General features: G+C 62.9%; 14 protein-coding genes and 1 pseudogene. 6 read left to right on the forward strand and 9 right to left on the reverse strand.

The genetic code is table 11. From position 1 onward, the window contains the following. Position 1 precedes the first annotated feature (1 nt). The gene (locus tag EY713_RS11515; protein ID WP_245572694.1) at positions 2 to 1237 is read left to right on the forward strand and encodes a lytic murein transglycosylase; all 1236 of its coding nucleotides are present in this window, start codon (positions 2 to 4) and stop codon (positions 1235 to 1237) included. 74 nt (positions 1238 to 1311) lie between these two features. Here EY713_RS11515 and EY713_RS11520 read toward each other — a convergent pair whose 3' ends face one another. From EY713_RS11520 to EY713_RS11545, 6 genes are all read right to left on the reverse strand, one after another. Then, positions 1312 to 2256 (reverse strand): sugar-binding protein, encoded by a 945-nt coding sequence (locus EY713_RS11520; RefSeq protein ID WP_131119614.1) that lies wholly within the window; start codon positions 2254 to 2256, stop codon positions 1312 to 1314. A 79-nt stretch (positions 2257 to 2335) separates the two neighbouring features. Then, the gene (locus EY713_RS11525; protein ID WP_131114962.1) at positions 2336 to 3370 is read right to left on the reverse strand and encodes an ABC transporter permease; all 1035 of its coding nucleotides are present in this window, start codon (positions 3368 to 3370) and stop codon (positions 2336 to 2338) included. Continuing rightward, a complete protein-coding gene (locus EY713_RS11530; RefSeq protein WP_131114964.1) occupies positions 3370 to 4143 on the reverse strand; it encodes an ATP-binding cassette domain-containing protein in 774 nt (257 codons plus the stop codon). The genes EY713_RS11525 and EY713_RS11530 overlap by 1 nt, the downstream gene beginning before the upstream one ends. Positions 4144 to 4211: 68 nt before the next feature. Continuing rightward, positions 4212 to 4817 (reverse strand): TPM domain-containing protein, encoded by a 606-nt coding sequence (locus EY713_RS11535; RefSeq protein WP_131114966.1) that lies wholly within the window; start codon positions 4815 to 4817, stop codon positions 4212 to 4214. A 2-nt stretch (positions 4818 to 4819) separates the two neighbouring features. Beyond that, positions 4820 to 5608: a TPM domain-containing protein gene (locus EY713_RS11540; protein WP_131114968.1), complete on the reverse strand. Its 789-nt coding sequence runs from the start codon at positions 5606 to 5608 to the stop codon at positions 4820 to 4822. A 64-nt stretch (positions 5609 to 5672) separates the two neighbouring features. After that, entirely contained in the window at positions 5673 to 6266 is a 594-nt protein-coding gene (locus tag EY713_RS11545) for a LemA family protein (RefSeq protein WP_131114970.1), read from the reverse strand. Positions 6267 to 6346: 80 nt separating this feature from the next. Here EY713_RS11545 and EY713_RS22740 point away from each other — a divergent pair, with 80 nt between their 5' ends. From EY713_RS22740 to EY713_RS22745, 4 genes are all read left to right on the forward strand, one after another. Beyond that, positions 6347 to 6508 (forward strand): hypothetical protein, encoded by a 162-nt coding sequence (locus tag EY713_RS22740; protein ID WP_165491103.1) that lies wholly within the window; start codon positions 6347 to 6349, stop codon positions 6506 to 6508. 62 nt (positions 6509 to 6570) lie between these two features. Further along, positions 6571 to 7080, forward strand: coding sequence for an invasion associated locus B family protein (locus tag EY713_RS11550; RefSeq protein ID WP_165491104.1), 510 nt, complete (start codon positions 6571 to 6573; stop codon positions 7078 to 7080). 132 nt (positions 7081 to 7212) lie between these two features. Then, the gene (gene acs / locus EY713_RS11555) at positions 7213 to 9165 is read left to right on the forward strand and encodes an acetate--CoA ligase (RefSeq protein ID WP_131114975.1); all 1953 of its coding nucleotides are present in this window, start codon (positions 7213 to 7215) and stop codon (positions 9163 to 9165) included. A 165-nt stretch (positions 9166 to 9330) separates the two neighbouring features. After that, positions 9331 to 9498, forward strand: a complete 168-nt coding sequence (locus EY713_RS22745) for a hypothetical protein (protein WP_165491105.1) — start codon at positions 9331 to 9333, stop codon at positions 9496 to 9498. A 9-nt stretch (positions 9499 to 9507) separates the two neighbouring features. Here the strand turns inward: EY713_RS22745 and EY713_RS11560 are convergent, their stop codons facing one another. Continuing rightward, the gene (locus EY713_RS11560) at positions 9508 to 10284 is read right to left on the reverse strand and encodes a class I SAM-dependent methyltransferase (RefSeq protein WP_131114977.1); all 777 of its coding nucleotides are present in this window, start codon (positions 10282 to 10284) and stop codon (positions 9508 to 9510) included. A gap of 87 nt (positions 10285 to 10371) precedes the next feature. Between EY713_RS11560 and EY713_RS11565 the strand changes: the two genes are divergently transcribed. Further along, positions 10372 to 11172: a helix-turn-helix transcriptional regulator gene (locus EY713_RS11565; RefSeq protein ID WP_131114978.1), complete on the forward strand. Its 801-nt coding sequence runs from the start codon at positions 10372 to 10374 to the stop codon at positions 11170 to 11172. Here the strand turns inward: EY713_RS11565 and EY713_RS23585 are convergent. Continuing rightward, positions 11169 to 11480 carry an FAD-dependent oxidoreductase gene (locus EY713_RS23585; RefSeq protein WP_425374366.1) on the reverse strand — a complete coding sequence of 104 codons (312 nt, stop codon included), beginning with the start codon at positions 11478 to 11480 and terminating at the stop codon, positions 11169 to 11171. The two genes, EY713_RS11565 and EY713_RS23585, sit on opposite strands and share 4 nt — an antisense overlap. Positions 11481 to 11499: 19 nt before the next feature. Then, positions 11500 to 12336: pseudogene (locus EY713_RS11570) on the reverse strand (FAD-dependent monooxygenase); the annotation flags it as partial. Between the last annotated feature and the right edge of the window lie 60 nt (positions 12337 to 12396).

Below are 12396 nucleotides of genomic sequence, written 5' to 3' on the forward strand. Positions count from 1 at the left end.
ATTGCCCGACACTTTGGGGATGCAATATCCCGACATCCGAAACGTCTGTCGATCAAGGCTCAGTATCGGACTAGCGGCTTCACTCTTCTGCGTGAGCGGAGTGGCCGCCCAAGTTCCCGCGACGGATAATTTTCCGTCCTGCGTCGCGGGCCTTCGGCAAGCCTCTTTAGCAGCTGGGGTCGCGGGCGAGACATTCGACGCGATCGCCCCGAGCCTGACGCCGAACGACGTTCTCCACTTTCAGACTGAGCAGCCTGAGTTCCATACCGCGGTGTGGGACTATATGGCCGGACTGGTCGACGACGAGCGCGTGAGCGACGGCAAAGCCAAATATCGCGAATGGGGCACCGCCCTTAAATCCATTCAGTCCCGCTTTGGGGTGGATGCTTCGATCCTCGTGGCGGTCTGGGGCGTCGAATCCGATTACGGAAAGACATTCGGGCTTCGGCCGATCGTTCAGTCTCTTGCGACGCTGAGCTGCTACGGTCGGCGACCGGATTACTTCAAGTCCGAGTTCGTCGCGGCCCTGAAGATCCTGCAGGCGGGCGATGCTGCGCCGGATCGCTTTAACGGCTCTTGGGCCGGCGCGTTCGGACATACCCAATTCATGCCCTCGACCTTCCTTCGGAACGCCGTCGACATCGATGGCAACGGGCATCCGAATATCGTCGATTCGGTACCAGATGCGCTCGGCACCACCGCGAATTATTTGCGGAAGTCGGGGTGGGTCCCTGGTGTTGTCTGGGGCTACGAGGTCAAACTGCCGCCCGGCTATTCCGGCCCATCGGGTCGCAAAAACCGGCATCCGCCCGCCTTTTGGTCCGCTAAGGGCATCATGAAGGCCGATGGCGGGCCGCTGACGGGAGCCGATGTGGGGCTGTTGCTTCCCGCAGGTCCGCAAGGCCCGGCCTTTTTGGTTACGCGCAACTTCGATGCGATCTACGCCTATAACGCCGCCGAGGTCTACGCGCTCGCGATCGCCTCACTCTCGGATCGGATCGAGGGGGCAGGCTCCTTCGTGACGCCGTGGCCGGTGGATGATCCGGGCTTGTCGCGGATCGACCGCCGCGAGGTGCAGACGCGGCTGCAAGCCAAGGGCTATGCGATCGGCAACACAGACGGCGTCATGGGCGTCAAGACGCTCGAAGCCATCGCGGATTACGAGGGCCGGGTTGGGCTGCCAGCGAACGGCCGGGCCAGTCAGAAGCTGCTGCAAGCCCTGCGCGACGGGCGGTAACGCTGAGTGTCTGAAGACCAAAAGAATGGGCCGACGATCGATAGGATCGCCGGCCCGTTTTGTCGAAGACCCGCTTACTTCGCTGCGGAGAGGAACTTGTCGACGTTGTCCTTGGTGACGACGTCGAGGCCAACGGCGTTCATGACCGGGACCTTTTCGCCTTTCTTCAGGGCGACCAACATGTCCATCGCCTTTTCGCCCATCTCATAGGGGCGCTGACCCACGAGGACACTGACATAGCCGTCCTTCAGGAGTTGCAGCTCGACCGGCAGCGTGTCCGGCATGACGAGCGGCAGCTTGCCGGCCTTCATCTTGTCCATGTTTGAATCGACGAAGGATTTATAAGCCTTCGGCGCGAACAAGGCCCAGCCGCCGATCGGGATGATGGCGTCGATATCCGGATTGGCGGTCGCAAAATCAGACAGCTGCTGGGCTGCGAGCGCCGAATCGTCGTTACAGAAAGCCGGCGATCCCTTAACTTCGGTCCAGCCCGCACCTTTCAGGACCTCGTAGAGGCCCTTGAGGCGATCGTTGAGGTTGGCGGCCGCGGGTCCGCCCGACTGGGTCGCGAAGGTGCCGGCTTTCGGATGGGCCTTGATCAACTGGCGGCCGAGTTCGCGGCCCATTTCCGTGTTGTCGGTCCCGACATAAGCTTGGCGAGCGGATTTATCCGCATCGGCATCGAAGGTGATGACCGGAATGTTGGCATCGCGCGCTTGCTTGATGACCTTCATGACCGAGTCGGCATCCGCGACCGAGATGGCGATCCCATCGATGCCCTGGGTGATGAAATCCTGGGTGATCTGCACTTCCGTCGCGGGTTCGTGGGTGGCCGGTCCCTTGTAGATGCACGTGACGTTTCCGAGCTTTTTGGCTTCGGCCTGGCAGCCATCGCGCGACAGGTCGAAATAGGGGTTGTCCATCCCCTTGGGGATGAGGGCGAACTTATAGGCATCGGCGGCGTGAGCGACCGACATCAACGAGACGACCGCAACGGCGGCCAACAGCATGCTCTTCAAGCGTTTATCCTCCAGCATAAGGGTCCTTTTGTCGGTCGGCGTCGGATGGACCATGTCCGGGCCAGAGAGGGGGACGCGCCTATTCGGGCTCGCGCGTCCGGATACGATCGACCAACACGGCCAGAATGATGATGGTGCCGACGAAGACCTGCTCCCAGTAGGTGTCGGCTCCGAACAGCGCGAGCCCGTTGCGGATCACTTCGATCAGCGCCGAACCGATGATGGCGCCGAACGGACCACCGACGCCGCCCGCGAGATCGGCACCGCCGATGACCGAGGCCGCAATGATCTTGAGCTCATAGCCGGTCGCGAGATTGGCAGGGGCCGAGCCGAGCCATCCCGCGATCAGGATGCCGGCAAAGCCGGCACTCATGGCGCAGATGACATAGACCGAGATCTTGACGCGAGCGACTGCGACGCCGGTGAGGGCGGCCGCTCGTTCGTTACCGCCGAGCACAAAGACGTAGCGGCCCCAGCGCGTGTGGCGCAGCGCCACCCCCATAATGATGGCAAGAACGAGCAGATAGGCGAGGGGGACCGGGAAGCCGAAGATCTTGCCGTCCGTCAGGGAGTAGAAGGCGTCGACATTCGGCCCGTCGGGTGCTTGACCGCGGCCCTGCGTGATCACGTAGGTGATGCCACGACAGATCGATAACATCCCGAGTGTCGTCACGAATGGCGACAGACGCACCTTGGCGATCAGAAAGCCGTTGATGAGGCCGACGATGACCGAGATCGCCATGCCGCCAAGCACGGCCGCGATCATGACCGCATAAGGAATGGCAGCGATCGAGGTGCCGGTCAGCGCCTTCATCAACATGGCGGTCGCGACCGCCACGAGCGCCATGACCGAGCCGACAGACAGGTCGATTCCACCCGTGATGATCACGAGCGTCGAGCCCAGCGCCACAATCGCGATATAGCTGAAGTTCTTCGAGGTATTCAGCAGGTTGCCGTAAGAGAGGAAATTATGCGCGAAGATCGCGACCAGCAGCGTGATCAGGACGAAAGCGACCGCCACATAGCCAGTTTGTGATCCGAACGCGCCGCGCTTGTACCAACGCGTTGTCCCGACGTTGCCGAAGGAGACGGGTTGCGCCACATCCTGCGACATCAGGCAAACTCCTTGGCGCCGGTGATGAGGGCCGTCACTTCTTCAGGGCTGGAATCTTTCACGAGCTTGTCGGCTCGCTTCTCGCCTCGGCGGAGAACTACGACGCGATCACAGACCGAAAACACGTCCGGCATACGATGCGAAATGAGAATGACGGCAACGCCCTGATCGCGGAGCCGACGGATTAGATCGAGCACTTCGGCCACTTGGCGGACCGAAATGGCGGCCGTCGGCTCGTCCATTAGGATGAGTTTGGCATTGGCGAGGCGCGTTCGGGCGATCGCGACCGCCTGACGCTGGCCGCCCGACATCTGCTTGACCAAATCGCGGGGCCGCGTTTCCGACTTCAACTCGTTGAAGAGCTCGAGCGCGCGGGTGTTCATGGCCTTGTGGTCGAGGAACGAGAAGGGGCCGACCTTGCGGACGAGTTCGCGGCCGAGGAACACATTGGCGGCGGCGCTGACGTTATTGGACAGCGCGAGATCTTGGTAGACGACTTCGATGCCGGCCGAGCGCGCATCGAGCGGTCGGTCGAACCGATGTTCGACGCCATCAAAGCGGATGGTGCCATGCGTAGGGTGAAAGTTACCGGCGATGATCTTGACGAGCGTCGATTTGCCCGCGCCATTATCGCCCATCAGGCCAACCACGTCGCCCGGCTTGATCGTCAGATCGACATCATGCAGAGCGCGAATCGCGCCAAACTCCTTGCCGATGCCGGATAATTGCAAAACCGGGACAGACTCCCGGCTTGCTGCAGAAATTGCGCTCAACGTGTCGCCTCCCGGGCGTTTTTATTTTAGTCAGCTTATTAGAAAGCGCTGACGTCCGGAACGCAATATCAAATCACGTAGAAGCTGTCGCTGAGTTCGTTGGCGGGATCCGACGAGGGCGGGAACTGTTCGGCCAAAAGACGCCCGCAGAGCGCGACGGCTTCGACATAGCCATCCGCGATCCGATCGGCGCGGGCATGCCGCACTAGGACCTCGACCGGCGCCCGCCATTCCTTTGGGTCGATGCGCTTGGCCACCCCGTCATCGGCGATGATGCGCGCGTAGCGTTCCGCCTCGGATACGAAGATCAGGACGCCTGTCCGGTCGCGTTTGCGCGTCAGCCCGCGCAGCAGGAACTGCTCTGCCGCGGCCCGATGGGCGCGTTTCCGCATCAACGCGCGCGGCACGAGCATCATGCGGATCGCCGGAACCGATAAGGCGAGCAGGAGAACCGCGAATAGAACGAGCTGCACCACGAAGACCCGCTCGATCGACCACAGCGTGAACTCGATCATGAACCAGGGCGCTGCCAGCGCCAGAAGAGCCGCCCACACGAGCGGAAAAAATTCGTAGTTGGATGACGTTCGCGCCATCACGCAGACCAGTTCGGCACTGGTTCCGGCTTCCGCCGCGCGAACCGCATCGGCGATCATTTGGTGGTCAGCCGTATCCATGATCACCATCCCCCCGATGCGCCACCGCCGCCCGACGAGCCGCCTCCACCGGAAAAGCCGCCACCATCGCCGCCTCCGAAGCCGCCGCCCCCAAAGCCACCGCCCCAGCCGGAGCCGCCGGTCGGCAGGAACACGATCCCGCCTCGGCCGCCCCGCCCCCCAGCCCGCAGGCCTGTTTGCCGGTTGAGATAGACGATGACGATGACGAACACGCCCATCACCAAAAACGGCATCAACTCATCGAGGGTCGAGCCTTGTTCCTGCGCCCGCAATTCGGGGCGTTTTTGCCACTCGGCCGAGTCGGTTGTCAGCACCGTGATGATATCGTCGGTGCCGCGATCGATCCCGCCCGCGTAATCATTGGTTTTGAACCGCGGCACCATCGCGTTGGTGATGATGATCTTCGACAGAGCGTCGGTCAGCGTGCCTTCGAGCCCATAGCCGACCTCGATCCGGACTTTATGCTCCGTCGGGGCCACCAGAAGCAGAACGCCGTTGTTCTTCTTCTGCTCGCCGAGCTTCCAGGCCCTGAACAGGCCGTTGGCATAGGGCTCGATCTCGTTGCCGCCAAGCGAGGGGACAGTCGCGACCACCACTTGGATGCCTGACTTATCCTCCAGCGCTTTCAATTTCGCGTCGAGCGCGTCCCGCGAGGCCGGCGGAATGACGTTGGCATTATCCACAACCCGCCCGGTCAGGGCCGGATAAGCGTCTGCCGCCAGAGCCGGAAGCGTCGCGACGACGACCCAGCCGATGAACAGAGCTAGCCAGACCAGGATGGCTGACAGCATTTTGCCGGCCTGCGCGGCTCCTACGGCTGGCCTATCGAGACGCGCCTGCATCGTATCGCCCCGGTCAGAACTTCACTTGCGGCGGTGTTTCCGAGCCCGACGTCGCGGTGAACTCGGCCAGCGGCTTATCGTGGAACACCAGCGTCTGCCAGATCACGTCCGGAAAGGTCCGCAATGTGGTGTTGAACACGCGCACGTTCTCGATGTAGTCGCGGCGCGCGACGGCGATGCGGTTTTCGGTTCCCTCGAGCTGCGATTGCAACGCCAGAAAGTTCTGGTTCGATTTCAAGTCAGGATAATTCTCGCTCACGGCGAGCAAGCGGCCCAAGGCGCCCGACAGCTGGTTCTGGGCATCCTGAAACTGCTTCAGCTTATCCGGGTCGGTGAGCTGCGAGGCGTCGATTTTGACCTGGGTGGCCTTGGCGCGCGCTTCGACCACCGAGGTCAGCACGTCCTTCTCCTGCTTGGCATAGCCCTGCACCGTGCTGACGAGGTTCGGGATCAGGTCGGCGCGGCGCTGATATTGATTCTGCACCTCGGCCCAGCTCGCCTTTGCCTGTTCCTCGCGGGTCGGAATATTATTGTAGCCGCATCCCGACAGGGTTGTGCCCATCGTGATGAGCACGGCGGCAGCAAGCAAACGCGAACGTATAGACATGGTCGAACGGCCCCTGGACATGCCTTGCGCGTCGTCGCGCCCGGCCCACACCTTAAACTAAGCAGGAGCCGGAAGGTTCGATGGGATCGCTGATCGAGATCAGCCATGCGGCACCCTTCAATGCGGCGCGGGTCCGCATTTTCGCCGCCATCCTCGGGCTTGGTTTCCACATCGTTAAATCATTGCGTGCTAAGGCCGTGTTCGCGCGTCAAGCTTCGCTGGGAGTTCAACTCGTTCCATGATCAGCTCGAACAACACGGGTCGTCTCTGCCTTTTGGGGCTGGCGGCGGTCGCTTCGATCGTAATGTCTCCGACTTTGGCTGAGGCCCGCTCGCGCCATGCGGCCAAGCCGGCGGCCGCTCCGGCCGAGAGCACGACGCCCGCTCTCGTGGGGACGTTCGGAGACTGGAGCGTCTACAAAACCCCCGGCAAAGCCAAGGTCTGCTACGCCCTGGCGCAGCCGAAGGACCGATCCCCCGCGAGCTTGAAGAAGGTCGCGGCCCATATCTTCATTTCGAATCGGCCGGCCGAAAATGTCAAAAACGAAATTTCGGTCATCATGGGCGTGTCGTTGAAAGACGGCGCCGCGGACGGCAAGGCGACGCTCGGTTCGACCAGCTTCGATCTGCTTTCCAAGGGTCAAAACGCCTTCGTCAAGAATGCGGCGGATGAAACCCGCTTCATCGACGCGATGAAGAAGAACGGTCGCTTGATCGTCAAGGTGGCGATGGCCAAGGGCGGGTCCGCGACCGACACCTATGCGCTCAGCGGTATCGCTCAGGCGCTTGCCCTGGCCACCAAGGAATGCCAATAGGCGGGATTGCCTCGCCCCCGCGCGACGCTCTGGCTGCAAGCCGGGCGCTTGTCCAGCGTCCCGGTTCGCGCATAATGATCCCCGAACGAACAAAAAAGCACCGGGGCATGCTTCCCCGTCGCGGGGAGTGACATGTCCGAATTTTCCCACCCGGTTCCCGAGGCTTTCGCGCGGGCCGCGTCGATCTCGGCGGATGATTATGCCGCGATGTACGAACAGTCGGTGCATGATCCCGAGGCATTCTGGGGGCATCACGGCAAGCGGATCGACTGGATCACGCCCTACACGCGGGTGAAGAATACATCCTTCGCGCCCCATCAGGTGTCGATCGAGTGGTTCGGCGACGGGTTCACCAACGTCGCGATGAACTGTATCGACCGGCATCTCGAAACGCGCGGCGACAAGGTCGCGATCATCTGGGAGGGCGACGATCCGGCCCAATCGGCGCGCATCACCTATCGGCAGTTGCATGCCCGTGTGGGCCGCTTCGCGAATGTGCTGAAGCATCATGGTGTCCGCAAAGGCGACGCGGTCACGATCTACATGCCGATGATCCCGGAGGCCGCTTATGCGATGCTGGCCTGCGCCCGGATCGGAGCGGTCCATTCGGTGGTGTTCGGCGGCTTCTCGCCCGAGGCGCTCAGTGGTCGCATCGACGATTGCGGCTCGAAGCTCGTCATCACGGCAGACGAGGGGTTGCGCGGCGGCAAGACCATTCCGCTGAAAGCCAATGCCGACGCGGCCGCTGAGCGGTGCGCCAGCGTCGAGACGGTGATCGTCGTCAAGCGGACCGGCGGCGCCATCACCATGAAGGAGGGGCGCGACGTCTGGTACCACGAGGCCGCCGAAGCGGTTTCGGACGAATGCGCCTTCGAGGTGATGAACGCCGAAGACCCGCTGTTCCTGCTCTACACATCGGGCTCGACCGGGCGGCCGAAGGGTGTGCTGCACACCACCGGCGGCTACCTCGTCTGGGCCTCGATGACGCATCAGCACGTCTTCGACCTCAAGGAGGATGACGTCTATTGGTGCACCGCCGACGTCGGCTGGGTGACGGGGCATTCCTATTCGGTCTACGGGCCGCTCGCCAACGGCGGCACAACGGTCCTGTTCGAGGGAATTCCGGTCTATCCGAGCCTGTCGCGCTGTTGGGAGATCGTCGACAAGCACAAGGTCACGATCTTCTACACGGCTCCGACCGCGATCCGGGCCTTGATGGGCGCCGGCGAGGCCCCCGTGAAGGCAACCAGCCGTGCCTCGTTGCGTCTGCTCGGCTCGGTCGGCGAACCGATCAATCCAGAGGCGTGGGAGTGGTATTATCGCGTCGTCGGGGAGAGCCGGCTGCCGATCGTCGATACATGGTGGCAGACCGAGACCGGCGGCATCATGATAACGCCACTGCCGGGCGCCATGGCCATGAAGGCGGGCTCTGCCGCAAAACCATTCTTCGGCGTCCGCCCCGAAATCGTCGATGCCAACGGCCTCGTGATCGACGGGGTCGCGGAAGGCAATCTTCTGATCGCCGACAGCTGGCCGGGCCAGATGCGCACCATCTACGGTGATCACAAGCGGTTCGAGGAAACCTATTTCAGCGCCTATCCGGGCAAATATTTTACCGGGGATGGATGCCGCCGCGACCAGGATGGATATTACTGGATCACGGGCCGGGTCGATGACGTCATCAACGTTTCCGGGCACCGGATGGGAACCGCAGAGGTCGAGAGCGCGCTGGTCGCGCATGACACGGTATCGGAAGCGGCCGTCGTCGGCTTTCCGCATCCCATCAAGGGGCAGGGCATCTATGCCTATGTGACGTTGATGCAGGGCGTCGAAGCCACCGAGCCGTTGCGCCTCGATCTTGTCGCCCATGTCCGCAAGCAGATCGGTGCGATCGCGAGCCCGGACGTCATCCAGTTCGCGCCGGGGCTCCCCAAAACGCGCTCGGGCAAGATCATGCGGCGCATCCTGCGGAAGATCGCCGAAAACGAACTCGGCGCGCTGGGCGATGTCTCGACCCTCGCCGATCCGGCCGTCGTCGACGACCTCGTGGCCAACCGGCAGAGCGCGCCCGAGTCCAAACGTTAACGGCGGGCGTCCACGGCCGCCTGTTTGCGGCGTAATGTAAACGATTTACCTTTGTGGGGGCTTTTCCCCGACATCCACCGATCGGGACGCCGGACGTAACACCAGGTTCACGACATTCGGCGAAGTTGACGCTCAGCAACTGGCAAGACCAGCGGGGAGCGTTTGATGAGTTTTTCCTTGCGGGCCAACGTCCGCTCCCGGCCGAATTGGGCGGATCTTCTGGTCGCCCTGATCGTCGCTTTTGCGGCCCTGATCGTCGCTTGCGCCTCCGCGCCGGCTCACGCTGGCGAGGTGGCGTCTGTCTCAATCAAGGCCGATCTTGCCCGAGGCTGATCGCGGGTCCTAGAGCGTTGCAGGCACCGCTTCGATCGTCAGCGAGTCGAGATCGAAACTGCCGTCCGGGGTGATCCCGAAATGCTGCCGGACTGCTGCGCTGGCCTTGACCTGAAGCTGCCGGATCACGGAGGCGAAATCCTCCGGCACCTTGGTCCGGGCGGTCCAAACGCCGAATTCCATTCGCAATTTGCGCGGTGTCAACGACTGCGCTGAAAACCCCGCAGCCATGAGCTTGGCGATCCACTCGGCCGCCGAATAGTTGCGGACATGGGATGGGTCGCGCAGCAATTCGACGGTTTGCAGATGGGTGTCGAGCAGGGGGTGCCCAGGCGAAACGATATCGCTGAACAACGCCCGCCCGGTCGGCTTCAGCACGCGGCGCGCTTCCCGCAGGCCCGCCTCCGCATCGTGCCAATGATGCGTCGTGAAGCGGCAGAGCACGATATCGAAGCTGCCGTCCGCGAAAGGCAGGCGCTCGGCCGGCGCCTGTTGAACCGCGATATTGGCCAGTCCACGCTCGGCCGCCGTCCGCGACACCTCGGTCAGCATGTCGGGTGTCAGATCGCAGGCCACGACCTCGCGCACATGCGGCGCGGCGCGGTAGCTGACGTGACCGCCGCCGCAGCCGAGATCGAGCACGCGGGACTCGCTGGCGCCGCGCACGAAGGCTTCAATCTGGTCGAGATCGGCGCCACCGCTATGCACCGCGCTCGTCACGTAGGCCGACGCGCGCGGCGCGTAATGGTCGACAACGAAGTCATGTTGGCTTTGGGTCTGGCTCATGGGGGATCCTCCTCGGTCCGGACGTATCTGGCGCTTGTGAGAAACGGGAACAAGTTGGCAGCTTATCCTGGTATAAGCTGCACCAGAATGTCCTCCCGTGACGATCATCGACGCCTGCTCGGCGCTTTCCTCCGTCGCCATCGCGAGCGGCTGACGGCTGCCGATGTCGGTCTCGCCCCGGCCCGCCATGGTCGACGGCGGACACCCGGGCTTCGCCGCGAGGAGGTGGCGCAGATCTGTGGCATGAGCCCGACCTGGTATGCCTGGATCGAGCAGGGGCGCGACATCTCGGTCTCGCCGGCCGCCCTCGCTCGCATGGCGGATGCGCTGCATCTGACGCTGGCCGAGCGGGCCTACCTCTTCGAACTGACCGAAAAGCGGGATCCCGCCGCCTTAACCGACGAGCAGACCGATGCGGGACCGATCGCAGTCTTGCAGCAGGCGCTCGACGCCTCGTCGGCGCCCGCCTACCTGCTCGACCGGCTCTGGGCCATTCGCGCCTGGAACGCACCGGCCGCCGATCTATTCGCCGAATGGATCGACGGACACGAGCCATGCCTGCTCGGTTTTGTGTTCCTGTCACCCGCAGCGCGGCGCTTGATTCCGGATTGGGATCATCGTGCCCGCCGCATCGTCGCCGAGTTCCGGGCCGACACCGGCCGCAGTCGGGACGATCCGGCGCTTCAAGCCTTGGTGGCTCGATTGAGCGAGGCGAGTGCCGCTTTCGCGGCCCTCTGGGCCGATCAGGCGGTGCTGGCGCGCGAAGGCGGCGAACGGTCGTTCGACCACCCGGATCACGGCTTGCGGCATTACGAGCAAGTCACACTCGCGCCGGCCGGTTTTCCAGGCCACAAGCTCGTGATGTTGGTGGATAAGGGCGCGATCTAGCGATTGTCGATTTCGGCGATCTTACGAGCGAGCGCCGAGGTTGCGGCCGGAATGTGCCCCAGCAAGCTGAAGGCGGTGTTCCGAACCGCTTGCGCAGGTCCGGAGCGCAACAAGCCGAGTCGCGTGATCCTGTCGGTGGTCTTGACCACGTCCTCGGCGATTGCATGCCTTGCCTTTGCCCAGGCATCGATACCGCCGTCGTCGCCGGACCTGACTGCCTCGATCAGGGGCACTGCGAGAGCGATCGCATCCTGGATGCCGGTGTTCCATGCCTTGACCTCCGGCCGGGCTATGCACATGAGCGGCATCTCCGCACAGCAGCACGCGACCTTTTCGCGGCATATCACTGATGCGATGGTGAACCCGGAACCGGGAACTCCAGATGAGATCGTGAACCCGAATGGCGCTCGACGTCGCCGGCCCACGTTGGCGGAGGATCGCTTCGATGGCGTCGGTCGTGGGATGCTCGGGCGCATGGGTCACGGTCGCGACAACGCGAAATCTATCGTCCGGCAGCGGCGCCACCACCATCAGACCATCAGGTGAGAGAAAAAGGTCGACCTCGTCGCGAGGGAGCGGCCAGTCCATCCGCACATCCGCAAGGACGAAATCCTGAGGATATGCGGCGCCGGCAAAACCGATGCCGCTCTGCTCACGAACGATCGAGTTCATGCCGTCGCAACCGATCAACCACTTTGTCTCGATCGTCCGGGTCGATCCATCGATCATCATATCGACGGCCGCCCCTAACGGGCCCTGCCGGACGGTCGTGACGTCGACTGGCCGAACCACGTCGCCGCCGAGGCTGTGAAGACGATCCAGAAGCACCGCTTCGGTCTTGTTCTGAGGACAGAGAAGCGCATAGGGGTATCGCGTCGGCAGGTCGGCGAAGTCGACGCTCAGCAGGAGATTGTCGCGATCTCGAACCTGAAAGGTCGATACAATCAAGCCGATGCCAAGCAGCGCCTCGGTAGCGCCGAGCGGTTCGAGCACTTCGAGCGTGCGGGCATGCACGACCGCGGCGCGCGACGTGTTGGCGCCCTCGGTCTGACGGTCAATCAAAAGCGCCGACGCGCCTAGACGCCGGAGTTCCGCCGCAAGCGCAAGCCCGCTTGGGCCTGCGCCCACGATGAGGATGTCGGTCGAACTTGGAAGGGATTGCATTTTGCGGCCCTCGCTGATGTAAACATGCGTTTACATACACAAGGCTTAGATAAATGCAAA

This window comes from Lichenihabitans psoromatis (assembly GCF_004323635.1).
In the GTDB taxonomy this organism is placed as follows: Bacteria; Pseudomonadota; Alphaproteobacteria; order Rhizobiales; family Beijerinckiaceae; genus Lichenihabitans; species Lichenihabitans psoromatis.

Coding starts and splice junctions, on each gene's coding strand:
- EY713_RS11525 (WP_131114962.1), bottom strand. CDS start 3,370: ATGTCGCAGGATGTGGCGCAACCCGTCTCCTTCGGCAACGTCGGGACA.
- EY713_RS11535 (WP_131114966.1), bottom strand. CDS start 4,817: ATGGATACGGCTGACCACCAAATGATCGCCGATGCGGTTCGCGCGGCG.
- EY713_RS11540 (WP_131114968.1), bottom strand. CDS start 5,608: ATGCTGTCAGCCATCCTGGTCTGGCTAGCTCTGTTCATCGGCTGGGTC.
- EY713_RS11545 (WP_131114970.1), bottom strand. CDS start 6,266: ATGTCTATACGTTCGCGTTTGCTTGCTGCCGCCGTGCTCATCACGATG.
- EY713_RS22740 (WP_165491103.1), top strand. CDS start 6,347: ATGGGATCGCTGATCGAGATCAGCCATGCGGCACCCTTCAATGCGGCG.
- EY713_RS11550 (WP_165491104.1), top strand. CDS start 6,571: ATGTCTCCGACTTTGGCTGAGGCCCGCTCGCGCCATGCGGCCAAGCCG.
- acs (WP_131114975.1), top strand. CDS start 7,213: ATGTCCGAATTTTCCCACCCGGTTCCCGAGGCTTTCGCGCGGGCCGCG.
- EY713_RS22745 (WP_165491105.1), top strand. CDS start 9,331: ATGAGTTTTTCCTTGCGGGCCAACGTCCGCTCCCGGCCGAATTGGGCG.
- EY713_RS11560 (WP_131114977.1), bottom strand. CDS start 10,284: ATGAGCCAGACCCAAAGCCAACATGACTTCGTTGTCGACCATTACGCG.
- EY713_RS11565 (WP_131114978.1), top strand. CDS start 10,372: ATGTCCTCCCGTGACGATCATCGACGCCTGCTCGGCGCTTTCCTCCGT.
- EY713_RS23585 (WP_425374366.1), bottom strand. CDS start 11,480: ATGCCGCTCATGTGCATAGCCCGGCCGGAGGTCAAGGCATGGAACACC.